This is a genomic window from Stenotrophomonas sp. ZAC14A_NAIMI4_1, assembly GCF_003086915.1.
Classification (GTDB): Bacteria; Pseudomonadota; Gammaproteobacteria; order Xanthomonadales; family Xanthomonadaceae; genus Stenotrophomonas.
In genome coordinates this window covers 2080502-2106568 of the sequence record NZ_CP026002.1, presented here as the reverse complement: position 1 = coordinate 2106568, position 26067 = coordinate 2080502, and the positions used below count along the sequence as shown (strand labels likewise).

Genomic DNA, 26067 nt, shown 5'->3' with positions numbered 1-26067 from the left:
GCCCGTCTCCCTGCCGAGCCGTGCATGTCCCAGCCTGACATCGCCGCCGACCTGGCACCGCGCATCGCCGTGGCCATCCGCGATGGCTTCGAGGACTACCACGCCCGTTTTGCCGCGATCACAGCGCGGGCGCGGCTGCGCTTCGAGCAGCGCGACTGGACCGCCGCGCGGCAGGATGCGGTCGAGCGCATCGCCCTGTACGACCTGTGCATCGCCGAGCGCATGGACGCGCTGCGGCGCATGGCCGGCGATGCCATCGGCGTGCGCGCGCTGTGGCTACAGGTGCACGCGCACTACAGCGCGCTGCTGCAGGGGCTGATCGACGCCGAGCTGTACAAGACCTTCTACAACACCCTGGCGCGGCGCCTGTTCGCGACCCGGGGCGTCGACCCGGCGCTGGAGTTCATCGCGTTCGATATCGAACCCTCCGATGCGATCACCCACCCGGTGGCGCGCCACACCTATGCGGTGTCGCCCACGCGCCCGGTGGAAGCGCTGCAGCGGGTGCTGGCCGACTACCGCTTCGACGTGCCGTATGCACACCAGCTGCGCTGCGCAGCGGCCATCGCCATCCGCCTGCAGGATGACCTCGCGCACTGGGGCGACACCCCGGTGCGCAGCATCGAACTGCTCGACACCGTGTTCTACCGCGAACGCCGTGCCTACCTGGTCGGCCGCGTGTTCGGCGAACACCGCTTCTCGCCCTGCATCATCGCCCTGGTCAACGACGAACAGGGCCTGCGTGCCGACGCGGTGCTGACCCGCCGCCGTGATGTCGCCCATCTGTTCGGTGTCTCGCGCAGCTATTTCCAGGCCGGCCTGGCCACGGTCGGTGACGCGGTGGTGTTCCTGCGCAGCCTGCTGCCCGGCAAGCCCATCGACGAGATCTACACCGTGCTGGGCCGCGCCAAGCAGGGCAAGACCGAGCGCTACCGCACCTTCTTCCGCCACTTCAACGAACACCCGCACGAGCGCCTGGTGCACGCCGAGGGCACCCCGGGCATGGTCATGGCGGTGTTCACCCTGCCCAGCTACCCGCTGGTGTTCAAGCTGATCCGCGACCGCTTCGCCTGGCCCAAGGCGATGTCGCGGCAGCAGGTGGAAGAGAAGTACGCGCTGGTGTTCAACCTGGATCGCGTCGGCCGCCTGCTCGATGCACAGCCGTACCGCCACCTGCGCTTCCCGCGCGAGCGCTTTGCCCCGGCACTGCTGGACGAGCTGCTGCAGCAGTGCGCGCAGAGCGTGCGCGTGCAGGGCGATGAGATCGAGATCGCCCTGTGCTACGTGCAACGCCGTTTCCGTCCGCTGAACCTGTACCTGCGCGAGCAGGGCGCGCCGGCCGTGCGCGCGGCCGCGCTGGACTACGCGCAGGCGATCACCGACATGGCCCGCAACAACATTTTTCCCGGTGACATGCTGCCGAAGAACTTCGGTGTGTCGCGGCATGGTCGCGCGGTGTTCTATGACTACGACGAGCTGTGCCTGGTCAGTGACTGCGTGTTCCGCGCCTGGCCGCAGCCGCGCACGCCGGAAGAAGCACTTGCCGACGAGCCGTGGTTCCACGTTGGCCCACGGGACGTTTTTCCCCAACGCTTCGGGCCGTTCATGGGGCTGCCGGCACAGGAGCTGGCAGCGGTGCGCGAGCACTACCGCCACCTGTTCGATCCCGCCTGGTGGCAAGGCCTGCAGTCCCGCTTCGCCAGTGGCGATTACCCTGACACGCCACCGTATGCCGCCGATCATCGATTGGCCTGACCGACCCGGCCACTGGCCCTGCGGCGCGAAACTCGGTTAGGCTGGACCATCATTGCCAAGGATCCGGTACCGATGCGCTCATCCCTTTGTCTTGCCCTTGCCCTGGCGGTCGGCAGCGTTACCGCCATCACCGCTTTTGATGCCCCTGCGCAGACCACGAAGGCGGTGCGCGCCACCGCCGAGGCCAGCATGGTGCTGACCGGCACCATCGACGTGGCCACAGACGGCTCGGTCAGCAATCTCGTACTGGACCAGCGCGAGCGCTTGACGCCCACGATCGCTGGTTTCGTCGACGGCACCATCCGCAGCTGGCGCTTCGAACCGACCGTGCAGGACGGACGTGCGGTGTCGGTGACGGCACCGATCCGCGTGCGCCTGCTCGGCAAGCCTGCAGCTGACGGCACGATGGAAGTACGCATGACGGGCGTCAACTTCAACGTGTACAGCGACAAGGATACCGACACCGTGACGCGGCGCGAGATGGGGCCGCCGAGCTATCCGCAGCAGGCGTTCCGCAACGGCGTGCAGGGCGAGGTGGTGCTGCTGATCAGGGTGGACCGGAATGGCAATGCAGCCGACGTCGCCACCGAGCAGGTGAACCTGGGGGTCGTGGGGCCCGAGCGCTCCATGCGGCAGATGCGTGATCTGTTTGCCAATGCCAGCACCGCCGCCGCCCGCAAGTGGACCTTTGCACCGCCGACCACCGGCAAGGACAAGGACGCTGCCGAGTGGACGGTCCGTACGGTGGTCAGCTACACGATGAGTGACGGACCGGGCGTCCAGCCAACGCCCTATGGCGTCTGGAAGCCCTTCATCCCGGGCCCGCGCCAGTCGGCGCCGTGGCGCCAGCAGGATGTCGCGCAGGAGGGTAGTGACCTGCTGCCGGCCGGCGGCGTGTACATGGTGGATGGTGCCAACCGTGGCCTGCGTCTGCTGACGGCACTGGCAAAGGACTGAGTTCCATCCGGTCCCTCGTGTTCCAGGACGGCGTGGCATGCCGCGCGCTGGCAACGAGGGACCTGTCTTTCAAGCACAAGGAGTGAGTGTGATGCGATCTTCCCTTTTCCTGGCCCTGACGCTGGCCCTCGGCGGCGGCGCCGGCTGCATCGGCAACGCAGACGCGCAGAGCGTGCGCGAGGTGCGCAAGCAGATGGAGGCCAGCATGACGCTCAGCGGCGTCATCAACATCGGCCGCGAAGGCCAGGTCGAAGGCTTCCAGCTGGACCACCGTGACAAGGTGGCCGCCGACGTGGCGCGCCTGGTCGAGGGCACGGTCAACAGCTGGCGCTTCGAACCGGTGCTGGTGGACGGCAAGGCCGTGCGCGCGCGTACCGATGTCCGCCTGCGGCTGCTGGCGGACAGCCTGACCGGCTCCACCATGCAGGTCCGCGTGGCCGATGCGAACTTCGGCCCGGTCGATGAAGAGAACACGCTGTCCAGCGACAACGTCAGGGCGCTGAAGATGCGCCCGCCGGTCTACCCGGAACGGGCGGCGGCCATCCGCGGCCAGGGTGAGGTGACGCTGCTGGTCAAGGTCGGGCGCGATGGCAAGGTGGCCGACGTGGTTGCCGAGCGTACCAACCTGACCGTGGTGGCGCCGGAGCGCCAGATGCAGATGCTGCGCGACGTGCTGGCCAAGGCCAGCGTGAGTACTGCCCGCAGCTGGACGTTCAGCATTCCGACCACCGGCGAGTACAAGGACGAAGAATTCTGGACCGTGCGCGTGCCGGTCAACTACGCCTTCGACTCCCGGTCGGAGCGTTACGGCCGCTGGTCGGCCTACATCCCGGGCCCGCGCCAGCAGGCACCGTGGAAGACCGGCGAAGACGAAAAGGCCACCGGTAGCGATCTGCTGCCCGAAGGCGGCGTCTACATGGTCGGCCGCAACGACGGCCCGCGCCTGCTGACCCCGCTGGGCTGAGCGGCGCGGTGACGACAGCGCCGGGTATCGCCCGGCGCTTCGGTATGCAGGTCACTCCGCGTGCGGGTACACCACCACGCGGTTGCGGCCTTGTTCCTTGGCCAGGTACAGCGCCTTGTCGGCCAGCCGCAGCGCCTGTTCCACATCGGCATGGAACGTGGGGAAGTGGGCCACGCCCAGCGACACGGTGATGCTGCCGACCGGTGCGAACGGCTGCCCGGCAATCGCCTGGCGCAGGCGCTCGGCGGTCTGCTGCGCCGCCGTTACGCCAACGCCCGGCAGCAGCACCAGGAATTCCTCGCCACCGGCGCGGCACAGCACGTCGGTCTCGCGCGAATGGCGGCGCATCTGCTCGGCGATATGGACGATGGCGGCATCGCCGACGTCATGGCCGTGGCCGTCGTTGATCGACTTGAAGCGGTCGATGTCCAGCGCCACGATCGCGAACGGCTGGCCCTGTGCCTGCAGCATCTCCAGCGCGTTCTGCAGCCCGCGGCGGTTCAGCAGCCCGGTCATCGGATCGGTGCGGCTGGCGCGGTTGAGGGTACCGATGCGGTCCTGCAGTGCGTTGAAGCTGTACAGCACCGCCTGCTTCAGCTGCGCCACTTCGAAGTACCACGCGCGGATGCCGGTAACGTGGTTGATCGCATTGCCGGTGTCTTCGCCTTCCTGCACGTTGCGCGCCAGCTGCCACAGCGGCATCGAGATGCGCCGCGCGAACCACCAGGTGATCAGCAGCGACAGCACGCCCAGCGGGATCGCGTTCCAGATGACCGAGGTCATCAGGCGCGACAGCGGCTGCAGGGTCGCCTCGGCCGGGCGCTGGGCGATGATGCCCCAGCCGGTGACCGGCACCGGCGCATAGCCGGACAGCTGGGCCACGCCATGGTTGTTGACCAGCTGCTGGCTGCCGGAACGACCGCCCATCACCGCCTTCACCGCCGCGTTGTCCAGCGCGTAGGTGCCCACTTCCTTCGGGTTGTTGTGGTAGATGATGCGGCCGTTGTGGTCGACCACGTACAGGTAGGACCCGTCGCGGTAGTAGTGCTTGCCCAGCAGCGTGTGCAGCGCGCTGCGCTGGCGCAGGTACAGCGTGCCGCTGACGTAGCCGAGGTAGGTGCCCTGGCGGTCGAAGACCGGGTGCGACAGCGAGATCAGCAGCTTGCCGGTGGCCGACTGGTAGGGATCGCTGATCAGCGGCTGGCGGCGCGCCAGTGCCTGGTTGCTGCCGAAGCTCTTGAGCACTTCGCCCTGCAGCTGCAGGGTCTGCGGGGAGGTGGCGATGACCAGGCCGCTGGCATTGACCACCAGCGAGGAGTTGAAGCTGCTGGACTGCAGCTGCAGGCGGCTGGCTTCGTCCTGCGCGTGGCCGGCATCCAGCCCGCTCTCACCGAGCCGGGTGGCAGCGTAGGCCAGCTGCTGCTGCGCGGACAGCAGGAAGGTCTGCGTCGTTTCGGCCAGCTTGCTGGTGTAGACGCGGTTGGCTTCCAGGGTGTTGCCCACCAGTTGGTCGCGCTGCACGCGGTAGCTGGCCAGCAGCGTGTTGCCGAGGGCGATGAGCGTACTCAGCAGGGCCAGCGCAAGAATCAGCTTGCCCAGGTTGAGGCGGTTGGAGATGGGTGGCATGCAGCGACGGCGCCCACTGCTGCGGCAGCGCAGCCGGGCACGAACGGTGGGGGAGCCGCCATTATGGGCACATTCGCATGCCTTGGGGTTAAGTACGGTGTCCCGGTGTCAGCGTTGCAGGCGCCGCCGCAACGTATCGCGCACGCGTTCGGCACCCGCCGCATCCAGCGGCGCGAGCACGCCACGCGCATCCTGCGGCACATGCGCGGCCGTATGTTCGCCCGCATCGAACACATAGTGGTCGAGCATCGTGCGCCAGTGCGCGCGCTGTTCCGGCGGAAGGTCGCGCAGGGCGAGGATGGCCAGCATCAGCGCATTCATCGGCGAATCCATCCACGCCGGCCCCGGCCGCCACCAGCTGTTGACCAGCACGTTGAACGGTTCCAGGCCCTCCATGTGGTGCCACCACAGCGAGGGAATGAACACCGCATCGCCCGGTTCCAGCTCGGCCACCTGGGCCTGCTCCCACGCTTGGGCGAAGCGCGGGAAGCGCTGCAGGTCCGGTGCATGGAAATCGACCAGGCTGATGGCCTGCCCGGCGGGGGTGAAATCCAGCGGCCCGACATACAGGTTCTCGACCTGCGCCGGCGCGAACAGGGTGACGCGACGGCGACCGGCCGCCACGCACGCCAGGTTGTCCGGCACGTCCTGGTGGGCGGCGATGCGCGAGCGGTTGCCGATCCAGATGCTGGCCAGCGGATCGGCGACGCCCAGGTGCAGCGGGTTGGCCTGGCTGAAGCCGGGCAGGAAGCTGTCCAGCGTGGTCGAGGCAACGTAGATCGACGGCGGCGCGGGATCGCTGGCGTACTTCAGCAGGGTGGCCAGCACCACCTTCAGCGGGATCTGTTCGCGGCGGAAATTGAAGCCGCTCATGTCCTCGTTGTAGAACAGCCGCCCGCGCGTGTCGGGTGCGGCGGTGGTCGCCGTCACCGGCATCTGCCCGTGGTCGAAGCCGGCCAGGTGGGCCACCGCCTCGACGGCGGACCGGCGCGCGGCCCTCACCAGTGGCCAGTGCGCCACCAGCCCACGGATCACCTTCGGCGTCGTCCAGGTGGGCAGCTGCGCGTGCAGCTGCGCCGGGTCCAGGCCGTGGATCTCTTCGATGGGGCGGGGCTGGGGCAGCATGCGCGGGTATCCGGAGCGGAGTGGAGCCGAGCATGGGCTCGGCTCTACAGCAGTGCACAAGCCGACCCTGTAGAGCCGAGCCCACGCTCGGCTCCACAGTACTGCAGCAGGTCAGAACTTGTAACGCACGCCGAACATGTAGCGCGGGCCGGTCTGGGTGGCGTAGCGCAGCATGTTGGTGTGGCGCGAGTAGGTGCGCATGGTCTCGTCGGTCAGGTTGATCGCTTCCAGGCTCAGAGTCAGCTGCTCGCTCACCGCGTAGCTGATGTTCAGATCGAGCTGGCCGTAAGCCGCGGTGTAGTTCGGGTTCGGGCCCTGGCCGCCGATGCCGTTGAGGAACTTGTCGCGCCAGTTGTAGGCCGCACGTACCTGCCAGGCATTCCTGTCGTAGAACGCGACCAGGTTGGCCGAGTCGCTCAGGCCGATCATCGGGTACTGGTCGCCCAGGCTGAGGTTGTTGAAGGTCAGCCCGGACTTCACCTTGGTGTAGTTGGCCGCCAAGCCGAAGCCGGACTGGCCGAACAGGTGCTGCACCGCCACTTCCCAGCCATCCAGGTGGTCCGAGTGCTGGTTGGCCGGCACGGTGATGTCGAAGCCGGCGATCGGATCGGTCGGCAGGCCTTCGATGGTGCCGGTCAGCTGGCCGGCCGAGTTGACGCCGGTGAAGTTCACGCCCGGGTCGCCGGCATGGTTGGTGAAGATGTAATCGCGGATGCAGGGCATGTCGGTGCCGCCGCACGACGCCAGTGCCTCGTTCCAGTAGGCACCGCCGACGGGCGTGTGCAGGTTGCCGCTGTTCTCGCGCACCACGGTGTCGCTGATGAAGTTCTTGATGTTCTTGCGGAAGAAGCCGGCCGAGGCGTAGCTGGCCTCGCCGTAGTACCACTCCAGCGAGAGGTCGAAGTTGTCCGAGATCAGCGGCTCCAGGCTGGGGTTGCCGCGGCTGCCGCTGCCACCCTGGGTGCGCACGATGTCGGCCAGCGACTGGCCGCTCTGGATCTGCGTCCAGCTCGGGCGGCCCAGCGTGCGGCTGTAGCTGCCGCGCAGCGCCAGCGATTCGCTCAGGTCCAGCTTCAGGTCGACGTTGGGCAGCACGTAGTCGTACTTGCCGCGGCCGCCGATGAAGCTGCTTTCCGGCGCATAGACGATGTTCAGTTCGTTGGCCGAGCCCCAGCTGATGCCGGTCGGCACGCGCACCATGGCGTTGGATTCCACTTCGGTCTGCTCGTAACGCACGCCGGCGGCCACGTGCAGCGGCATCGACCAGTCAAAGGTGGTGCGGTACTGCAGGAAGGCGCTGCGCGTCTTCTCGGTGGTGCGGATGTCTTCGGAGTACTCGCTCGGTGCGTAGTAGCAGGTCGGGCAGGCCGGGTCGGCAGCGGTTCCGACCTGGGCGGCGCGGTCGATCAGGCGGTCGAAATCGAACACCAGGAACTGGCCGGTCAGGCGCGGATCGCTGTGCCCGGAGAAGGCCTTGAAGTACTTGGCCATGTTGTCGGCGTACCAGATGTCATCGGCATAGTCGGCCGGTGAACCGAGGCCGCCCCAGGTATTGCGCTGCATGATGGCCGAGGCCGAGCGGTTCTCCACCTGGGTGTGGCCGATGCCGAAATCCAGCGCCGAATAGTCGGCGAAGCGGAACGTACCGCGGCCCTGGTACTGCTGCACCTCGGACTTGTTGTAGCTGTTCTGGAACACCGAGCCGGTGACCAGCGCATCGGAGGCCTGCACGCCGCCCGGGGGCAGGGCGATGTTGATGATCGGCAGGTCACCGCTGTAGTCGACGGTGGTCTTGCCGCGCACGAAGGCGGCCACGCCAAGCACGCCGGCCGAGCCGTAAGGGCTGTCCGGCTGCGATTCGGCGGTGGAATTGTGCGCATCAAACGACAGGTCCAGGGCGTCGTTCACTTCCCAGTCCACGTTGAAGCCCAGCGAGTGCATGCCGGTCTTGGTGGCCAGCCGCGCGCCGCCCATCGACACGTCCGAATTGGTCATGTCTTCGCTGTAGATGATCGGTGCAGCCACCGGGCCATTGGTCCAGGTGCTGTCGCCCGGGCCGTAGTTGAACCACACCGACAGCTCGCTGCGCTGCTGCTGCACCTTGTTCTCGACATAGGTGTAGTCCAGCGTGGTGGTGACATTGTCGGTCGGCTTCCACTGGAACGTGGCCTGCGCGTTGGTGCGCTGGCGCTGCACGCCGTTGACGTTGTAGGCGGTGTTCTGCGGCCGCCCATACACATCGTTCGGGCCCGGCCGGTTGGTGATGCGGTCCGAGTAGCCCTGGCCCGGCTGCGGCAGGGTGCGCCCATCGGTGGTGTTGTTGCCGTAGAACGTCGCCCAGCCCTCGGCCACGGTGGCCTGGTTGAAGCCGGAATCGCGCTCCTGGTGGCTGGCACTGAAGGCCACGCCGAAGCGGTCGTCGGCATAGCGCTGGCTGAAGATGCCCGACAGTTCGCCGGTGACGTTCGACCCCTGCAGCGTGCGCGGCAGGTTGTCGTTGGAGGAATCGTTGACCGCCTTCAGGCCGAGGCTGATCACCGGCTCCGATTCCAGCGGCCGCAGGGTCTTGATGTTGATGGTGGCGCCGATGCCACCGGCCGGGTTGTCGGCGCGGCTGGTCTTGTACACCTCCACCGCCGAGATCGATTCGGAAGCGAGGTTGGCGAAGTCGAACGAGCGCGAACCGTTCAGGCCGGCACCGCCGTTGCCGAGGTTCGACGCAGGCATCTGGCGGCCGTTCAACAGCACCAGGTTGTAGTCGGGGCCGATGCCGCGCACGGTCACCTTGGAACCTTCGCCGCTGGAGGTGCGGTCGATCGAGACGCCGCTGATGCGCTGCAGCGATTCGGCCAGGTTGGTATCCGGGAACTTGCCGATGTCCTCGGCGACGATGCCATCGACCACGCCCTGGCTGTCGCGCTTGAGGTTCATCGACGACTGCAGGCTGCCGCGGATACCGGTGACCTGCACGGTATCGAGCGTGGCCGGGTCGGGCGTGTCGCCGGCAGGTGCGTCCTGCGCCCATGCCGGTGCGGCGAGCGCTGCGAGCAGCGCGGAAGTGAGCATCGTCTTGCGAGGTACTGCCTTGTACGTCTTCATGGAAGCTCCCTCCCCAGGGAATTCGGTTGTGTCGTTGCGGCGTTGTCTCGATCGCGGGTTACTGCACGTGGCCGGATTGGAGCGACGGTTGACAGCGTTGTCAACAAACTGCCATCAAGTGCGCCTGGCCAACGCCTGCGTGGGCCGCGATGTAACCGTTGCCATGCACCTGCTCACGCCGATGAATTGCCTTTGGCTGCGGCATCTGCAGCGCTTTTTCAGGCATGACAGCGCTGCCAATCGATCGGCGGAAAAACGTTGTGCGGTGCAGAACGAAACTGCGCGGATGCCGCGCGAGGGTGCTTCAGCGTGGAGGGAGGAGGGGACTGACAGCGCTGGACAACGGCAATGGCCGGTGGATGTCGTGCATGTCCACTGGATGGCTTGAATCACTGACCGGGAGGACAGGTTCTGGACATGGTGACGACTGTCAGCGGACAGCACGTGCGGCGACGCCACAACGGGCGCGTCGGCCCGCTGCGGCAGGGCTCAGCGCCGGCGCGGTGCGGCGGTGGATTCGCGTTCCAGCACCGCGTGCTCGACGGTGATCATGCGCCCGGCCGCCTCGGCGCGGATGTGCTCGATCAGCTGCTCGGTGGCCAGCCGGCCCATGTGCGCGGTCGGCTGGCGCACGGTGGTCAGTGCCGGGTAGATGTGCCCGGCAATCGGCGTGTCGTCGAAGCCGCACACCGACAGATCGCGCGGCACGCGCAGCCCACGCTCGCCGGCCACGCGGTAGACCGCAGCGGCCATGTCATCGTTGGCCGCGAAGATCGCCGTCGGCGGATCGTCGAGGTCGAGCAGGACGTTGGCCGCGTCCACGCCGGACTCGAACGAGAACTGGCCATTGGCCACCAGCTGCGGATCGTAGGCAATGCCGGCCTCGCGCAGCGCCTGGCGGTAGCCGGCGTGGCGCCACTGGCAGGCACCATGCGCGCGTGGCCCCTTGATGTGGCCGATGCGGCGGTGGCCCTGCGCAACCAGGTGTCCGATCAGCTCGACCACCGCGGTGGTTTCATCCATGCGCACGCCGATGCGGCCTTCCGGATGGCGTGGCGCGATGCAGGCGAAGGGAATGTCCTGTTCTTCCAGCCAGGACAGCACCACCTCGTCATCGGTCAGCGGCGGGATCAGCACCACGCCGTCGGGGCGCGAATTCTCGAACAGCGCGGCCAGGTCGGGCAGGGTGCGGCGGCCGGTGCCGACCGGGCCCAGGATCAGGTTGTAGTGCTGCGCATGACAGGCTTCCAGCATGCCGCTCTGGATTTCCATCAGGTAGTTGCGCGAGGGATTGTTGTAGACCAGCGCCAGTGCGTACGAGCGCTGGCCCGCCAGGCTGCGCGCGGACAGGTTCGGCTTGTAGCCCAGCCGTGCCACGGCCGCCAGCACGCGCTCGCGCGTCTGCTCGCGCACGTTCGGCTCGTGGTTGAGCACGCGGGACACGGTCTTGATCGAAACCCCGGCAACGGCGGCGACATCCTCGATTCGACTGCGCATGGTGCGATGGTTCCTCCTGGAAGGCGGCGGGCACGCGGCGATGGTAGTGCGTGCTGGCCCGGTCGATGTTGCCGAAGCAGGCGGATGGTGCCACGACAGGAGGGGCGATGGCACGTCCCGATTCCGTGTCGCGATGCAGCACCCGCGCACTGCGATGGCGTGCCGATGATGCGCCAGGCCCCGTGGTCGCGGGACGGTCGGCACGTTGCCCGCGGCCAACGATTGACAGCAGCGGGGTCGCCTTATATGACAGCGCTGTCAGGAGCAGTGCGCAAGCGCCCATGCCGGCGTGCGGTCGCAGACACGCGCGCCAGGAATTTCATCCACGGAGGTAGAGCCCAGTGAATCGCCCCACCCAGACCCTTCTTGCCAGCTGCCTGTTGGCCGCCCTTGCCGCGCCCGTCGGTGCCGCACCGGCCAGCGGCGAACGTCTGCAGGACTGGCCGCGCGTGCACAGCGCGATCACCCCCGACGCGCAGATCGAAAGCCGCGTGCAGCAGATCCTTTCGCAGATGACGCTGGCGCAGAAGATCGGGCAGATGACCCAGGCCGAGATCAAGACGATCACGCCGGAGCAGGTGCGCCGCTACTACATCGGCTCGGTGCTCAATGGCGGCGGCTCGTGGCCGGGCATGGACAAGCACGCCAGCGTGCAGGCTTGGCTGGAGCTGGCCGATGCCTACCATGCCGCCTCGCTGGCCACCGACGCGAAGACGCCGGTGCCGGTGATCTGGGGCACCGATGCGGTGCACGGCCACAACAACGTGCTGGGCGCGACCCTGTTCCCGCACAACATCGGCCTGGGCGCCGCCGGTGATCCCGAACTGATCGAGCGCATCGGCGAGGCGACCGCGCGGTCGGTGCGCGCCACCGGCATCGGCTGGGTCTTCGCGCCCACCCTGGCCGTGGCCCACGACCCGCGCTGGGGCCGCACCTACGAAAGCTATTCGTCCGACCCGGCAGTGATCCGCAGCTTCGCCCACGCCTACGTGAAGGGCGCGCAGGGCGCCTTCAAGGTTGACGGCAACGTGGTCACCACCGCCAAGCACTACCTGGGCGACGGCGCCACCGACAGCGGCCGCGACCAGGGCGAGGCGCTGGTCGACAAGGCGACGATGATCAACGTGCATGCGCAGGGCTACTACGGCGCGCTGGCCGAAGGCGCGCAGACCGTGATGGCCTCCTTCAACAGCTGGAACGACCGCGCTGGTGGTGTCGACTACGGCAAGATGCACGGCAGCAAGGCGCTGCTGACCGATGCGCTGAAGGACAAGATGGGCTTCGACGGCTTCGTCGTCTCTGACTGGAACGGCATCGCCCAGGTGCCGGGCTGCCGCAACGACAGCTGCGCGCAGGCCATCAACGCCGGCATCGACATGGTGATGGTGCCCGATGACTGGAAGGTCTTCATCGACAACACCACCGCGCAGGTGCAGAAGGGCGAGATCCCGATGGCGCGCATTGATGACGCAGTGACGCGCATCCTGCGGGTGAAGCTGCGTGCCGGGCTGTTCGAACACAAGCCGTCCGACAGCCGCTACGCCGGTGATGCCAACGCCGTGCAGCACCGCGAGCTGGCGCGGCGTGCGGTGCGCGAATCGCTGGTGCTGCTGAAGAACGAAGGCAAGGTGCTGCCGCTGCGCCGCGACGCGCGCGTGCTGGTGGTCGGCAAGGGTGCTGACAACATCGGTGACCAGTCCGGTGGCTGGTCGCTGACCTGGCAGGGCACCGAGAACAGGAATGCCGACTTCCCCAACGCCGATTCGGTGCTGGGCGCGCTGCGCGCCGAACTGGGTACGGACAAGGTCAGCTTCAGCGCCGACGGCCAGGGCATCGATCCGAAGGCATTCGACGTGGTGCTGGCGGTGATCGGCGAGACGCCGTATGCGGAAACCAATGGCGACATTCTGGCCTCGGACACGGTGAGCCACAGCCGCGCGTATCCGCAGGACCTTGCTGTGCTGAAGGCGGCGGCTGCGACCGGCAAGCCAGTGGTGACGGTCTATATGTCCGGCCGCCCGATGTACACCAACGACCTGCTCAACGTGTCCAGCGCCTTCGTCGCGGCCTGGCTGCCGGGCACCGAAGGCAAGGGCGTGACCGATGTGCTGGTGGCGGGCAAGGGCGGCAAGCCCGCGCACGACTTCCGTGGCCGCCTCAGCTTCCCGTGGCCGGGCGTGCCGTGCCCGGCACCGATCGACCAGCCCGATGCGAAGAAGCCGTCGCTGTTCGCGCTGGGCTATGGCCTGAGCTACGCCAAGGGCGGCAAGGTCGCGCGCCTGGACGAAGCCAACCCGGACAGCTGCGGTGAAGTGACCGTGCTGCCGATCTTCAACCGTGCCGACACGCCGCCGTTCGCCCTGCACGTGGCCGCCGCGGGTGCAACCCAGCCGCTGGGCAGCGATCTGAACGCCACGCTGCGCTGGCCCACCGCCAAGCCGGTGGTGCAGGTGCGTACCGTGCAGGTGAACACGCAGCAGGACGCCAAGGAAGTGACCTGGCTGGCCCCCGCGCAGTTGATCGCACGCAGCACCTCGCGCCGCAACCTGGGCGCACTGGCGCGCAGCAACGGCGCGCTGCAGTTCGATGTGCAGCTGGTGAAGCGCCCGGCCTCGCCGGTGAAGGTGACCATGCAGTGCGGCAGTGGCTGCGAGGGTGGGGTGGATATCGCGCCGTTGCTGGGCAAGCTCTCGCCCGGCCAGAAGCAGACGGTGACCGTGCCGCTGGCGTGCTTCGCCAAGCAGGGCGTGGCACTGGGCGCGGTGGAAGCCCCGTTCGTGGTGACCGCCGACAAGCCGTTCGCTGCAGCGTTCACCCAGGTCAAGCTGACCGCCAACACGGCGAATGCCGAGGGTGCGGTGGCCTGCCCGTAAGCCACGCGGTGGCGCCGGGTGATGCCCGGCGAGCGGGGCAAAGCTTGATGTCGTTCCGTCCACGTGTCCTGGTGCGCCGCTAAACTGGCGCACCAGGAAGCGATCCGCGTGTCGTGCGGATCCACAGACAAGGACGACCATGCGCCGTTTACTCCAGAGCGTGAGGCTGCAGCCTCATGGTTCCACCATCGATGTCACGTGCGTCACCGACGCACGCGCGCTGCTTGAGCTGGTGCGGCAGGGCGCATACGCGCAGGCCTCGGCGGTGATGGCTGATCTCCACGAAGGCAGCCAGGTGGATTTCTACGCTTACCTCGGCAAGCAGGTGCAGGCGCCTGCGCTCGCCGCGCAATGGCACGCACACGCGCCCGATTCCATCGATGCCACACTGCTGCTGGCCTTTGCCGAGTTGGGCGAAGGCTGGCGCCTGCGCGGCGAAACCTACTTTCATGAAATCCCCGAAGCGCGCCGGCGCGCCTTCCCGCTGAAGTTCCAGGCGGCGCAGCGGCGGTTCAAGGCACTGGCCGAGCGTGCGGACGCACCGCCGCTGGCGTTCTATGGCCTGCTGCACTGTGACGTGGTGTGCGACATCGAACGTGAGGCGCGCAGCGAGCGCTTCGCGCAGGTGATGGCGCTGGCGCCGTACCACGCGCCCTCGGTCTACATGCTGGCCAAGGCCAGCATGGAAAAGTGGGACGGCAGTGACGAGGAGATGTGGGCGTACCTGCGCTGGATCAGTGACAACGCCCCGCGCGGCCGCGATGCCCATGCGGCGATCGCGGCGCACGTGGTGGAATGGACCTACCCGTGGATGGACGAGTGCGATGCGCCGCTGGAGATCGTCGGGGTGGTGCGTACCGCCAACGTGCCCGGTCTGGCCGACCTGGTGCGCAAGGCGCTGCTGGACTGGCTGGACGTGCAACCCGCTGGCCTGGAACGCGCGCTGGCGGCCTGCACCTCATCGCGTGAGCGCCGCCATCGCGCCGAGTTCGCCCTGGCCCTCTACCTTGCCGGTGCCTGGGACGAGGCGCGCGTGGTGATGAAGGCGCAGGGCGGCAAGGTGCCGGTCGAACCGTGGTGCTACCTGGCCTATCGCGGCAGCAGCATGCTCAGCGAAATGCTGGGCGGCACGCTGCGCTGTGCGGGCTTGGCCCACGACCGCATCTGCCGCGACCTCGGCCTGGACCCGCGCGAGGTCTGCGCGTAGAGGCATCTCGCCGGGCATGGCCCGGCGCTATCGGTAGATCCACGCCATGCGTGGATGCCTGCCGCCGCGAAGGCCAAAAAAAAGCCCCGCAGTGCGGGGCTTTTCCCTTATCGCTTCATGGAACCGAAGAACTCGTCGTTGGACTTGGTGTTCTTCATCTTGTCCAGCAGGAATTCCATCGCGGCCATTTCATCCATCGGATGCAGCAGCTTGCGCAGGATCCAGATCTTCTGCAGCAGTTCCGGTTCGATCAGCAGGTCTTCGCGGCGGGTGCCCGAACGGTTGATGTCGATGGCCGGGAACACGCGCTTTTCAGCGATGCGACGGCTCAGGTGCACTTCGCTGTTGCCGGTGCCCTTGAACTCTTCGTAGATCACCTCGTCCATCTTCGAGCCGGTGTCGACCAGCGCGGTGGCGATGATGGTCAGGCTGCCGCCTTCTTCCACGTTGCGCGCGGCACCGAAGAAGCGCTTCGGGCGGTGCAGGGCGTTGGCGTCCACACCACCGGTCAGCACCTTGCCCGAGCTCGGCACCACGTTGTTGTAGGCGCGGGCCAGGCGGGTGATGGAGTCCAGCAGGATCACCACGTCCTTCTTGTGCTCGACCAGGCGCTTGGCGCGCTCGATGACCATTTCGGCCACCTGCACGTGGCGCGCGGCCGGCTCGTCGAAGGTCGAGCTGATGACCTCGCCGCGCACGGTGCGCTGCATTTCGGTCACTTCTTCCGGGCGCTCATCGATCAGCAGCACGATCAGGTGCACGTCCGGGTGGTTGGTGGTGATGGCCGTGGCCACCTGCTGCATCATCATCGTCTTGCCGGCCTTTGGCTGGGAAACGATGAGCGAGCGCTGGCCCTTGCCCTGCGGCGCCATCAGGTCGAGGATGCGGCCGGTGATGTCTTCCGACGAACCGTTGCCGCGCTCCAGGGTGAAGCGGCGACGCGGGAACAGCGGGGTCAGGTTCTCGAACAGCACCTTGTTCTTCGACGCTTCGATCGGCTCACCGTTGATGGTGTCGACGATGTTCAGTGCGAAGTAGCGCTCGCCGTCCTTCGGGAAGCGGATGCGGCCGGAGATGTGGTCGCCGGTGCGCAGGTTGAAGCGGCGGATCTGGCTGGGCGAGATGTAGGTGTCGTCCGGGCCGGCCAGGTAGCTGGCCTCGGCCGCGCGCAGGAAGCCGAAGCCGTCGGGCAGGATTTCCAGCACGCCGTCGGCGGCGACGCCGTCACCGTGGCGGGTCAGCACCTTCAGCAGGGCGAAGATGACGTCCTGCTTGCGGGCGCGGGCGACGCCTTCGGAGATCTGCAGCTGCTCGGCGATTTCCAGCAGCTTCTGCGCCGGCATGCGCTTGAGGTCGCTCAGCGAGTAGACCGGGAAGCCTTCCGGCACGTTGGCGTGCGGGCGCGGCACGAAGGGCTGCTGCTCGCCACCGTCCTGCGGCATGCCGTCATCGCGGCCACGGCCACCACGGTCGCGGTCGCGACGGTTGCGGAAGCGGTCGCGGCGGTTGCCCTGGCCCTGCTGGCCGTTCTGGCCACCCTGGTTGTAGGGATTGTTGTTCTGGCCCTGGTTCTGGCCACCGCCCTGGTGGTTCTGCTGGCGCTGGCCGGATTCGCGGCCTTCGCCGCCATCACCGCCGCCGGAGGCGGGGGCTTCAGCAGCGGGCGCGCTCGGCGCGGGGGCGGCTGCGGCCGGTGCCGGCGCTTCGGGCGCGGGTGCCAGCGGCAGGGTCGGCTGCGCGGGCGCAGCGCTGGTTTCGGCGGCGGCCGGAGCGGCTGCCTTGCTCACGCGGGGCTTGCGCACGCGCTTTTCGGCGGGCGCATCGGCGCTGCCGGTTTCGGGAGTGTTATCGGACAAGAGCGTTATTCCTCGCTTGAAGGTGCGAGCGCCCGGCTGGGGCGGCGAACGTTGGGAATGGGTCTGGAAGAAACTGCGTCCAGAGGGTGCGGCACGCGAACGCGGCCGGATATGCCGACACTATCATCGGCCAGCGGCGCCGTGCAAGGGTCACCGGGTATTGCATTCATGCGGGCGCCGGGCGCCCAGCGGCAGCCGCGGTCAGCGGCTGCCGTGGAACAGCAGGATCAGGCCAGGGCCTTGTCCAGCAGGCCGGCCAGCTGGGCCTTGCCTACCGCACCGATCTGCTCGCCGACCTTTTCGCCGTCCTTGAAGACGACCAGGTACGGGATCGAACGCACGTGGTACTTGGCGGCCAGCGCGCGGTTGTTGTCGACGTTGACCTTGGCGATCTTGGCGCGGCCCTGGTAGGCGTCGGCCAGTTCGTCCAGCGCGGGGGCGATCATCTTGCAGGGGCCACACCACTCTGCCCAGAAATCGACCAGCACCGGTTCCTTGGAATTCAGCACGGTGCTATCAAAGTCGGCATCGCCGACGTGTACAACCTTGTCGCTCATCTTGGTTTCTCGTCTTGGATTGCACCCGGCCAGGCCGGAGGTGGGTGAACTGGGCCATGCCCGGTGGCGCGACCCTCGTCGTTGCCTCGCAGCGGTCTGCCGCGGTGCGTTCGGCGGGATGCCTGGACGCTCACGGCCGGCAGTGTACCCCTATCGCGCGGCGGGGACAGTTGCTGGCTGGAACCCAGCGTATCGTGATCGTGTCCCAGCCCGGTATGTGTCGGATTTCACTGTCTTCGAGGAGATGGGGGTGGCACCGGGGCAGGGCCAGTGGCCGGCACAGGGCCGTTCAAGTGGCGTGCGGCTGGGTGAAGGCCCCGTGCGCGCGAGTCGTCTCCCGGCTCTGTGAGACAGGCGGTTCCGGTTTGCCGGCCCGAGTGCGTTAAACTGGGGCATTGTGCGGCGTGCGGACCGGGTGGTCCCAGCCTGCCAACCCGCCGCAGGGGACGCAGTTTGCGACGGTGCCCCTAGACGCTGAAGTGCCAGCCGCCCCGTGGGCCGGCGGCCATACCAAGACGGACACATGAGCGACAAACCGCTGACCGATTTGACCTTCTCCTCCTTCGAGCTGCATCCGGCCCTGCAGGCCGGCCTTGAAGGAGCCGGATTCACCCGCTGCACCCCGATCCAGGCGCTGACCCTGCCGGTCGCGCTGCCCGGCGGTGATGTTGCCGGCCAGGCGCAGACCGGCACCGGCAAGACGCTGGCCTTCCTGGTCGCTGTCGTGAACCGCCTGCTGACGCGTCCGGCACTGGCCGACCGCAAGCCGGAAGACCCGCGCGCCCTGATCCTGGCACCGACCCGCGAACTGGCCATCCAGATCCACAAGGATGCGGTGAAGTTCGGTTCCGACCTGGGCCTGCGTTTCGCCCTGGTCTACGGCGGCGTCGATTACGACAAGCAGCGCGAACTGCTGCAGCAGGGCGTGGACGTGATCATCGCCACCCCGGGCCGCCTGATCGACTACGTGAAGCAGCACAAGGTGGTTTCGCTGCACGCCTGCGAGATCTGCGTGCTGGACGAAGCCGACCGCATGTTCGACCTGGGCTTCATCAAGGACATCCGCTTCCTGCTGCGCCGCATGCCCGAGCGCACCACCCGCCAGACCCTGCTGTTCAGCGCCACCCTCAGCCACCGCGTGCTGGAACTGGCCTACGAGCACATGAACGAGCCGCAGAAGCTGGTGGTCGAAGCCGAGACCATCACCGCTGCGCGCGTGCGCCAGCGCATCTACTTCCCGGCCGATGACGAGAAGATCCCGCTGCTGCTGGGCCTGCTGTCGCGCAGCGAAGGCGCGCGCACCATGGTCTTCGTCAACACCAAGGTGTTCGTCGAGCGCGTGGCGCGTTCGCTGGAAAAGGCCGGCTACCGCGTCGGCGTGCTGTCCGGCGACGTGCCGCAGAAGAAGCGCGAGAGCCTGCTCAACCGCTTCCAGAAGGGCCAGCTGGAAATCCTGGTGGCCACCGACGTGGCTGCGCGCGGCCTGCACATCGATGGCATCAAGTACGTCTACAACTACGACCTGCCGTTCGACGCCGAAGACTACGTGCACCGCATCGGCCGTACCGCGCGCCTGGGCGAAGAGGGTGATGCGATCAGCTTCGCCTGCGAGCGCTACGCGATGGGCCTGCCGGACATCGAGGCGTACATCGAGCAGAAGATTCCGTCCGAGCCGGTCACCAAGGAACTGATGACCCCGCTGCCGCGCCCGGAGCGCCCGGCCCCGGCCGAAGGCGAGGAAGGCGACGACAACGAAAGCGTCGGCCAGATCTTCCGCGAAGCGCGCGAAGCCCGCGCCGCCGAGGAAGAGCGTCGTGGCGGTGGCCGCAGTGGCGGCCGTTCCGGCAGCGGCGGTGGTGGCCGTGGTGGTCGCGACGGTGAGCGCAGTGGCGAACGCCGCCCGCGTGGCCCGCGCAAGCCGCGCGTGGAAGGCGAGCAGGCTGCTGCCGCGCCGGTCGCCGGTGCCGAAGGCGCCGCAGCCCAGGCCCCGCGCCCGCCGCGTGCCGAAGGCGCACCGGAAGGTGCCGCCGATGGCGAGCACAAGACGCGCAAGCGTCGTCGTCGTCGCCACGGCCGTCCGGTCGAAGGTGCCGAGGGCGTGCAGAACACCGCCGGCAATGGCGCCAGCCCGGTCACCCCGGTGCAGGTGGTGGCCAAGCCGGTGCGTACCGCCGCCGACACCGGTGATTCGTTCCTGACCCGTATCGGCCGCAAGATCCGCCGGATGCTGTCGGGCAACTGATCGGTGTGCCGACCAACGGTCGGCACCCACCACGATCAGCGGGTAGCACCCGACCGTTGGTCGGGTGGCCTTGACCGGCGTGCCGACCAACGGTCGGCACCCACCAGGTCGGCAGGTTTTCGCCGGGCATGGCCCGGCGCTACCGATCCGTCGCGCCGGTCCTGCATAATCGGGGCATGAGTGTCCTGCGCTTCGACAATGTCAGCAAACAGTACGCCGGTGGCCACGAAGCCCTGACCGATGTCAGCTTCGAAGTAGCCCCCGGCGAAATGCTGTTCGTCACCGGCCATTCCGGGGCGGGCAAAAGCACCCTGCTCAAGTTGATCCACCTGGACGAGCGGCCCAGCCGCGGCGCGGTGGTGTTCGACGAGCGCAACCTGCTGAAGGTGCGCGGCGGTGACATCCCGCGCCATCGGCGCGCGGTGGGCGCGGTCTACCAGGACCACCGCCTGCTGATGGACCGCTCCATCGCCGAGAACGTGGCGCTGCCGCTGATCCTGCGCGGCACCCGCCGCGGCGATATCGCCAAGCGCGTGCGCTCGGTGCTGGAACGCATGGGCCTGGGCCACCGCGAAAAGGCACTGCCCTCGCAGTTGTCGGCTGGTGAGCAGCAGCGCGTGGGCATCGCCCGCGCGATCGTCGGCGAACCCAAGCTGCTGGTGGCCGACGAGCCGACCGGCAACCTCGACCCGACCCTGGCGGCGGAGATCATGGCCCTGTTCGCCGAGCTGCCCTCGCGCGGCACCAGCGTGCTGGTGGTCAGCCACGACCTGCCGCTGCTGCGCCGCATGCGCAAGCGCGTGCTGATCCTCGACCATGGCCGGCTGGCGGACGACATCTCGCCGCAGGACCTGGCGGAGTAACGCATGGGCAAGAACGAAAACAGCGAAGCCGCCGCACCGTCGCGCCTGGGCGTGTGGTTCCACCACCACGCCCACAGCGTGGTGTTCAGCCTGGGCCGCGCCTGCCGCAAGCCGTGGGCCACCCTGCTGACGGTGATGGTCATGGCGCTGGCGCTGGCATTGCCGCTGGGGCTTTCCATCGCCCTGGACAACCTCAAGCAGTTCGCCGGCAGCGTGCAGCAGTCGCGCGACATCAACGTGTTCCTCAAGGCCGATGTCGATGGCCCCGGCGCGCTGCGCCTGGCGGGCGAACTGCGCGACCGCCAGGACGTGGCCAACGTGACCGTGCGCACGCCCGAGCAGGGCCTGCAGGAACTGCGCGACGCCGGCCTCGGCGAAGCCATCGATGCACTCAACGACAACCCGCTGCCGTCGCTGCTGGTGGTGACCCCGGGCCAGGGCCAGGATGACGCCCGCCTGGCGCGCGCGCTGGAAAGCCTGCCCGGTGCCGACCTGGTGCAGCACGATGCCCTGTGGCGGCAGCGCCTGGATGCCTGGCTGGCCTTCGGTGCGCGCCTGGTGCAGGTGCTGTCGGCGCTGCTCGGCGCAGGTGCCGCACTGGTGGTGGGCAATACCGTGCGCCTGGACATTCAGGCCCGCCGCGAGGAAATCGGCGTGCTGCAGCTGCTGGGCGCCAGCGATGGTTTCATCCGCCGCCCGTTCCTGTATCTGGGTGCCTGGTATGGCCTGGGCGCCGGTACGGTTGCGCTGGCCCTGATCGGCGTGGCCGGTGCCGCCCTGCGCACGCCGCTGGCCGAACTGTCGCGCAGCTACGGCAGCCCCTTCGTCCTGCACGGCCTGGACCTGCTGCATGGCAGCCTGGTGCTGCTCGGCACCCTGCTGCTGGGCTGGCTGGGTGCCTGGCTGGTGACCGGCCACTTCCTCCGCCAGACCCGCCCCACCGACACCTGAGACCGGCATGCGACCGCAAGCGTTGAAGCACCTTGAAGGGCCCGCGACGCGGGTGATGGTGGTCGATGGTTCCAAGCTGGTGCGCAGGCTGATCGCCGACGTCCTGCAGCGTGACCTGCCGGGCGTGGAGGTGATCGGCTGCGACAGCATCGAGGAAGCGCAGAAGGTGCTGGAGCAGGGGCCGGTGGACCTGGTGACTACCTCGCTGACCCTGCGCGATGGCGACGGCCTGGCGCTGGCCAAGCGCGTGCGCGAAGCCGCCGGCCAGGCCTACGTGCCGGTCATCGTGGTCTCCGGCGATGCGCAGCAGCACCTGGAACAGCGCCGCTTCACCGAGTACGTCACTGACTATTTCGACAAGGCGCTCGGCCACGAGGCGCTGGCGACCTTCATCCGCGGCTACGTGCAGCCGCAGACCATTCCCGGCGCCACCATCCTGTATGTCGAGGACAGCCGCGTGGTGGCCGAAGCGACCAAGCGCATGCTCGAGCGGCAGCAGTTGAACGTGATGCACGTGGTCAGCGCCGAGGAAGCCTTCACCCTGCTCACCGCCGAATCGCTGGGCCGCAGCCGCCACCGCATCGACCTGGTGCTGACCGACGTCACCCTGAAGGGTGAGCTGAGCGGCCGCGACGTGGTGCAGCGCGTGCGCGTGGATTTCGGCTACGGCAAGCGCCGCCTGCCGGTGCTGGTGATGACCGGTGACGGCAACCCGCACAACCAGACCGGGCTGCTGCAGGCCGGCGCCAACGATCTGGTGCTCAAGCCGATCGAGGAGCGCCTGCTGGTGACCAAGGTGCTGTTCCAGTTGCGGCTGGCACGTTTGAACGATGGACCCCTGTTGTGATAGAAGTGGCGTGATGATGGATGACGTAGTGGATACCCCGGCGATCCAGCTGGAACCGAGCTGGAAGCAGCATGTCGGTGATTACCTGTTGCAGCCGCAGATGCGCGAGCTGTCCGCCTTCCTGCGCCAGCGCAAGGCTGCCGGTGCAGCGGTATTTCCGCCGGGCCCGCAGATCTTCGCCGCCTTCGACGCCACGCCCTTCGAGCAGGTGAAGGTGGTGATCCTCGGCCAGGACCCTTACCACGGCCGCGGCCAGGCCCACGGCCTGAGCTTCTCGGTGGCGCCGGGCGTGCCGGTGCCGCCGTCGCTGCTGAACATCTACAAGGAGATCGAGGGCGACCTCGGTATCGCCCGCCCCGACCACGGCTGCCTGGTGCCCTGGGCGCAGCGCGGCGTGCTGCTGCTCAACGCCGTGCTGACGGTGGAGGAGGGCCAGGCCGGTGCCCACCAGGGGCGTGGCTGGGAAGGCTTCACCGACCACGTGGTGGACGTGCTCAACCGCGAGCGCGACGGCCTGGTGTTCATGCTCTGGGGCGCGTACGCGCAGAAGAAGGGCAAGGTGATCGACACCCGTCGCCACCGCGTGCTGAAGTCGCCGCATCCCTCGCCGCTGTCGGCGCACCGCGGCTTCCTCGGTTGCCACCACTTCTCGATGGCCAACGAGTACCTGCAGCGCCAGGGCCAGGCACCGATCGATTGGTCACTGCCACCGCGCGCCAGTCTCTGACGGCGCGCGGGCTCGACCCTACTCGGTCAGCATTTCAATGATGGCGTGGGCGACCTGGCGCTTGCGTGGCGGCAGTCGCCGCAGCAGGGACAGGATCGCGCTTTCCTGCGTGCTGCGTGCCGGGTCGATTGCGACAGATTCCGGAGCGACCAGCTCGCCGTCCTCGGGACGCCCGGGGCCACGACCGGTGGCCAGCCACTCAAAGTGGACCTGCGTCACAATCGCGAGTTTCGAGAGATGCTGCACACTGGGAACGGTACCGCCGTCACGTTCCCACTGAGCCACGGCGCTGCGGCGGACCCCGCAATGCAACGCCAACTGTGTTTGAGAAAGGCCAGCCGTTAGTCGGGCCCGGCGGATTCTGTCGCACATCGCCTGCATATTTCACCCCCTCTCCATGTTCGGTAAGCGCTGCTTCCCTGACAGCAATACTTTTTCTGCGTGTACAGAATTGCTGTCCCTTTCTGCACTTCAAGAGGCTTGCGCGTCGTTCCTGCGCGCCAGCAAGCGCCTCTTCCCCCCGATTTCACGCCGTCTTGTTTGACGGCCTTTCGTTGCCCCGGATTAATCGAACCGAACCGGAAATGAACGCAGTCCCACGCAGGGAGCGACACCGGCGGAGCGATTACTCCAGGACGACGCGCTGATCACGTCGCCACGGCGTGCCTCTGCCAAAAATCGGCGGAGAACGATGCATGGTTAATGTGAAGGGCGTGAAAGCATCGTCATTGCGCTGGCAGGCGCTGGTGATGCTTGTGGTGCTGGCAGTGCTCTCCTGCCTGGGCCGCGCACAGGCCCAGTCCGCCTGCACTGCCGGGGCCTGCGTCAGCGCTGGACCGCGCCTGGTGTCGGTTGATTCCACCCAGAGCCCGATCCTCAACCTGCTGTTCAGCGCGCTGCTGCCGGGCACCAGTCTCACGCTCAGCGTCGCCGACTGGAACAGCCTGGCGGGCGCCAACGTCAACCTCAATGCACTGTTGACCCAGCTCAATGGCGGCGTCACCGTCAGCGACCCCAGCCAGGTGCTCAACACCAACATCACCCTGGGCCAGCTGCGTGCGGCGATGGTGCAGGTGCTGCAGGCCGATGGCCAGACCGCTGCGGCCAACGTACTGAACGTGCTGCCGCTGGGCGTGGCCGGCACCTCCGGCAGCATCCGCCTGGCCGACATCCTGCAGGTCGCGCTGCCGACCGGTTCGCTGGCCACGGTGCGCCTGAACGTGCTCGACCTGCTGACCGGCGGCGTGCAGCTCTACAACTTCCGCAACGTGCTGACCACGCCGACCCCGATCACGGTGAACACCGCGGCCCTGGGCCTCAACGGCGTGGCCAACGTGCGCCTGTGGGCGCAGGTGATCGAACCGCCGAGCTACAACTGCGGCACGGTGGGCGCGGCATTCCACAGCGCGGCCATCCGCATCAAGCTCGACCTGGACCTGGTGCAGGGCCTGAACACCGGCACCCTGACCGCCGCGTTGAATGGCCTCAACCTGCTCGGCGTCTCGCTGTCCAACACCAGCATCAGCGCCGACGTGCTGCACCTGCAGGTCTACGCCGATGTCGCACGCGCCGAAGGGTCGATCTCGGCGGTGAACCTGGTCGGCAACGCGGTGACCCTGCAGGCGCGCCCGGGCCTGGTCAACCTGTATGTCGGCCAGATCAGCGATGCCACCTTCTTCAACCGCAGCACGGTGCTGACCGATACGGCGCTGACCACCGCCACCCTGACCAGCCTCAGCGTGAAGGTGCGGGTGGGCGTGACCCTGCTGGGCGCCACGGTGCCGGTAGCCGACATCACCATCCCGATCGCGGTGGGCATCCGTGGCTTTGCCACGGCGACACCGGGCCTGCAGAGCGCAAGTTTCACCGGGCCCTACCCACAGACACGCACGCTCACCGCCGGCACGGTCAGCGCGGCCACGCTGGTCTCCACGCTGGTCAACTCACTCAACATCCAGCTCATCAGTGGCAATCCACAGGTAACCCTGCTGGGCTCGTTGCCGCTGCCACTGCCGGTGGCCGATCTGGTCAACGGCATCGTCAACACGCTGCTGACGCCGGTGCGCACGCTGGTCAATGCGGTGGTGACGCCGGTGCTGACTGCGGTGCTCGGCGGCGTGGTCGACAACCTGCTGGCCCTGCTCGGCATCCGCGTGGGCCAGGCGGTGTTCACCGTGGAAGGCGTGACCCAGGCCTGCGCCGCCACCCTGCAGCTGGTGAAGGACCTGCAGCCGACCAGCGACACCGGCCGCTTCAACCTGTCCATCAGCTACAACGGCAGCACGGTGGGCTCGGCCAGCAACGTCGGCAACAACGGCGCCACGGCGGCGATCATCACCGTGCCTGGTGGCAGCTATGCGCTGGCCGAGGCGGCGGCGGCCGGTACCACGCTGACCCGCTATGCCAGCACCTGGCAGTGCACCGACCAGAACAACACCGTGGTTTCGTCGGGCAGCGGGGGCAGCTTCACCCTGCAGGCGCCGGCGATGACCGCCACCGCCACCACCCTGGTGTGCCGCATCACCAACCGCACGCGCCAGGCCGATCTGTCGATCACCAAGAGCGATGGCAGCGGCACCTATACGCCCGGCGGCACTGCGACCTACACGCTGCAGGTGGTCAACAACGGGCCCGATGCGGTGACCAATGCGACGGTCACCGACACCCTGCCCAACGGCACCACCCTGCGTGGCGCGTGGACGTGCAGCGCGACCAGCGGCAGTACCTGCGCGGCGGCCAGCGGCGGCGCGGCAGGCGGCAATGCGGTGAACGTGGGCGTGAACCTGGCCAACGGTGGCCAGGCAACGATCAGCGTGCCGGTCAGCTTCAGCAACAACCCGGGCGCCTACTAGCGCGCGGTGCAGTGCAGTGCAGTGCGCGCGGGGAATGCCCCGCGCGGGGGAAGGACAGGACCACCGATG

19 protein-coding genes are annotated in these 26067 nt (G+C 67.8%); 12 read left to right on the top strand and 7 right to left on the bottom strand.

Annotated features, from left to right (window positions below; all coding sequences use genetic code 11):
• The first annotated feature begins 24 nt into the window (after positions 1 to 24).
• The 3 genes from aceK to C1926_RS09545 all read left to right on the top strand — a co-directional run bounded on the left by aceK (position 25) and on the right by C1926_RS09545 (position 3676).
• The gene (gene aceK / locus C1926_RS09555; protein WP_108759029.1) at positions 25 to 1755 is read left to right on the top strand and encodes a bifunctional isocitrate dehydrogenase kinase/phosphatase; all 1731 of its coding nucleotides are present in this window, start codon (positions 25 to 27) and stop codon (positions 1753 to 1755) included.
• A 72-nt stretch (positions 1756 to 1827) separates the two neighbouring features.
• On the top strand, positions 1828 to 2712 hold the full coding sequence (locus tag C1926_RS09550) for an energy transducer TonB (RefSeq protein WP_108759028.1): 885 nt from the start codon (positions 1828 to 1830) through the stop codon (positions 2710 to 2712).
• A 91-nt stretch (positions 2713 to 2803) separates the two neighbouring features.
• Positions 2804 to 3676, top strand: coding sequence for an energy transducer TonB (locus C1926_RS09545; protein ID WP_343125651.1), 873 nt, complete (start codon positions 2804 to 2806; stop codon positions 3674 to 3676).
• Positions 3677 to 3727: 51 nt separating this feature from the next.
• Here the strand turns inward: C1926_RS09545 and C1926_RS09540 are convergent, their stop codons facing one another.
• From C1926_RS09540 to C1926_RS09530, 3 genes are all read right to left on the bottom strand, one after another.
• A complete protein-coding gene (locus tag C1926_RS09540; RefSeq protein ID WP_108759026.1) occupies positions 3728 to 5302 on the bottom strand; it encodes a sensor domain-containing diguanylate cyclase in 1575 nt (524 codons plus the stop codon).
• 108 nt (positions 5303 to 5410) lie between these two features.
• Positions 5411 to 6427 carry a cupin-like domain-containing protein gene (locus C1926_RS09535; protein WP_108759025.1) on the bottom strand — a complete coding sequence of 339 codons (1017 nt, stop codon included), beginning with the start codon at positions 6425 to 6427 and terminating at the stop codon, positions 5411 to 5413.
• Between the two features lie 111 nt (positions 6428 to 6538).
• Positions 6539 to 9526, bottom strand: coding sequence for a TonB-dependent receptor (locus C1926_RS09530; RefSeq protein WP_108759024.1), 2988 nt, complete (start codon positions 9524 to 9526; stop codon positions 6539 to 6541).
• On the opposite strand from C1926_RS09530, the gene C1926_RS21455 reads away from it, so the two are divergent.
• Entirely contained in the window at positions 9525 to 9914 is a 390-nt protein-coding gene (locus C1926_RS21455; protein ID WP_159095067.1) for a hypothetical protein, read from the top strand. The genes C1926_RS09530 and C1926_RS21455 overlap by 2 nt on opposite strands.
• 101 nt (positions 9915 to 10015) lie before the next feature.
• On the opposite strand, the gene C1926_RS09525 is transcribed toward C1926_RS21455, so the two are convergent.
• Positions 10016 to 11023 (bottom strand): LacI family DNA-binding transcriptional regulator, encoded by a 1008-nt coding sequence (locus tag C1926_RS09525; RefSeq protein ID WP_079223810.1) that lies wholly within the window; start codon positions 11021 to 11023, stop codon positions 10016 to 10018.
• A 341-nt stretch (positions 11024 to 11364) separates the two neighbouring features.
• On the opposite strand from C1926_RS09525, the gene C1926_RS09520 reads away from it, so the two are divergent.
• Entirely contained in the window at positions 11365 to 13896 is a 2532-nt protein-coding gene (locus C1926_RS09520) for a glycoside hydrolase family 3 protein (RefSeq protein WP_108759023.1), read from the top strand.
• A 139-nt stretch (positions 13897 to 14035) separates the two neighbouring features.
• Positions 14036 to 15103, top strand: a complete 1068-nt coding sequence (locus C1926_RS09515) for a hypothetical protein (protein ID WP_159095066.1) — start codon at positions 14036 to 14038, stop codon at positions 15101 to 15103.
• Between the two features lie 107 nt (positions 15104 to 15210).
• On the opposite strand, the gene rho is transcribed toward C1926_RS09515, so the two are convergent.
• Positions 15211 to 16959, bottom strand: coding sequence for a transcription termination factor Rho (gene rho, locus C1926_RS09510; protein ID WP_108759021.1), 1749 nt, complete (start codon positions 16957 to 16959; stop codon positions 15211 to 15213).
• Between the two features lie 227 nt (positions 16960 to 17186).
• The gene (gene trxA / locus C1926_RS09505; RefSeq protein WP_093818163.1) at positions 17187 to 17516 is read right to left on the bottom strand and encodes a thioredoxin; all 330 of its coding nucleotides are present in this window, start codon (positions 17514 to 17516) and stop codon (positions 17187 to 17189) included.
• A gap of 523 nt (positions 17517 to 18039) precedes the next feature.
• Here trxA and rhlB point away from each other — a divergent pair.
• The 5 genes from rhlB (at position 18040) to ung (ending at position 23146) form a co-directional block, all read left to right on the top strand.
• Positions 18040 to 19758, top strand: coding sequence for an ATP-dependent RNA helicase RhlB (rhlB, locus tag C1926_RS09500; protein ID WP_108759020.1), 1719 nt, complete (start codon positions 18040 to 18042; stop codon positions 19756 to 19758).
• A gap of 176 nt (positions 19759 to 19934) precedes the next feature.
• Positions 19935 to 20621 carry a cell division ATP-binding protein FtsE gene (gene ftsE / locus C1926_RS09495; RefSeq protein WP_079223801.1) on the top strand — a complete coding sequence of 229 codons (687 nt, stop codon included), beginning with the start codon at positions 19935 to 19937 and terminating at the stop codon, positions 20619 to 20621.
• A gap of 3 nt (positions 20622 to 20624) precedes the next feature.
• On the top strand, positions 20625 to 21572 hold the full coding sequence (gene ftsX / locus C1926_RS09490) for a permease-like cell division protein FtsX (RefSeq protein WP_108759019.1): 948 nt from the start codon (positions 20625 to 20627) through the stop codon (positions 21570 to 21572).
• Positions 21573 to 21579: 7 nt separating this feature from the next.
• A complete protein-coding gene (locus C1926_RS09485) occupies positions 21580 to 22419 on the top strand; it encodes a response regulator (RefSeq protein ID WP_108759018.1) in 840 nt (279 codons plus the stop codon).
• A 13-nt stretch (positions 22420 to 22432) separates the two neighbouring features.
• On the top strand, positions 22433 to 23146 hold the full coding sequence (ung, locus tag C1926_RS09480) for a uracil-DNA glycosylase (protein WP_079223795.1): 714 nt from the start codon (positions 22433 to 22435) through the stop codon (positions 23144 to 23146).
• An 18-nt stretch (positions 23147 to 23164) separates the two neighbouring features.
• On the opposite strand, the gene C1926_RS21910 is transcribed toward ung, so the two are convergent.
• Complete coding sequence (locus C1926_RS21910) at positions 23165 to 23518, bottom strand: helix-turn-helix transcriptional regulator (protein ID WP_301554042.1); 354 nt, start codon at positions 23516 to 23518, stop codon at positions 23165 to 23167.
• 323 nt (positions 23519 to 23841) lie between these two features.
• Between C1926_RS21910 and C1926_RS09470 the strand changes: the two genes are divergently transcribed.
• Positions 23842 to 25998, top strand: a complete 2157-nt coding sequence (locus C1926_RS09470; protein WP_159095065.1) for a DUF11 domain-containing protein — start codon at positions 23842 to 23844, stop codon at positions 25996 to 25998.
• Positions 25999 to 26067 lie beyond the last annotated feature (69 nt).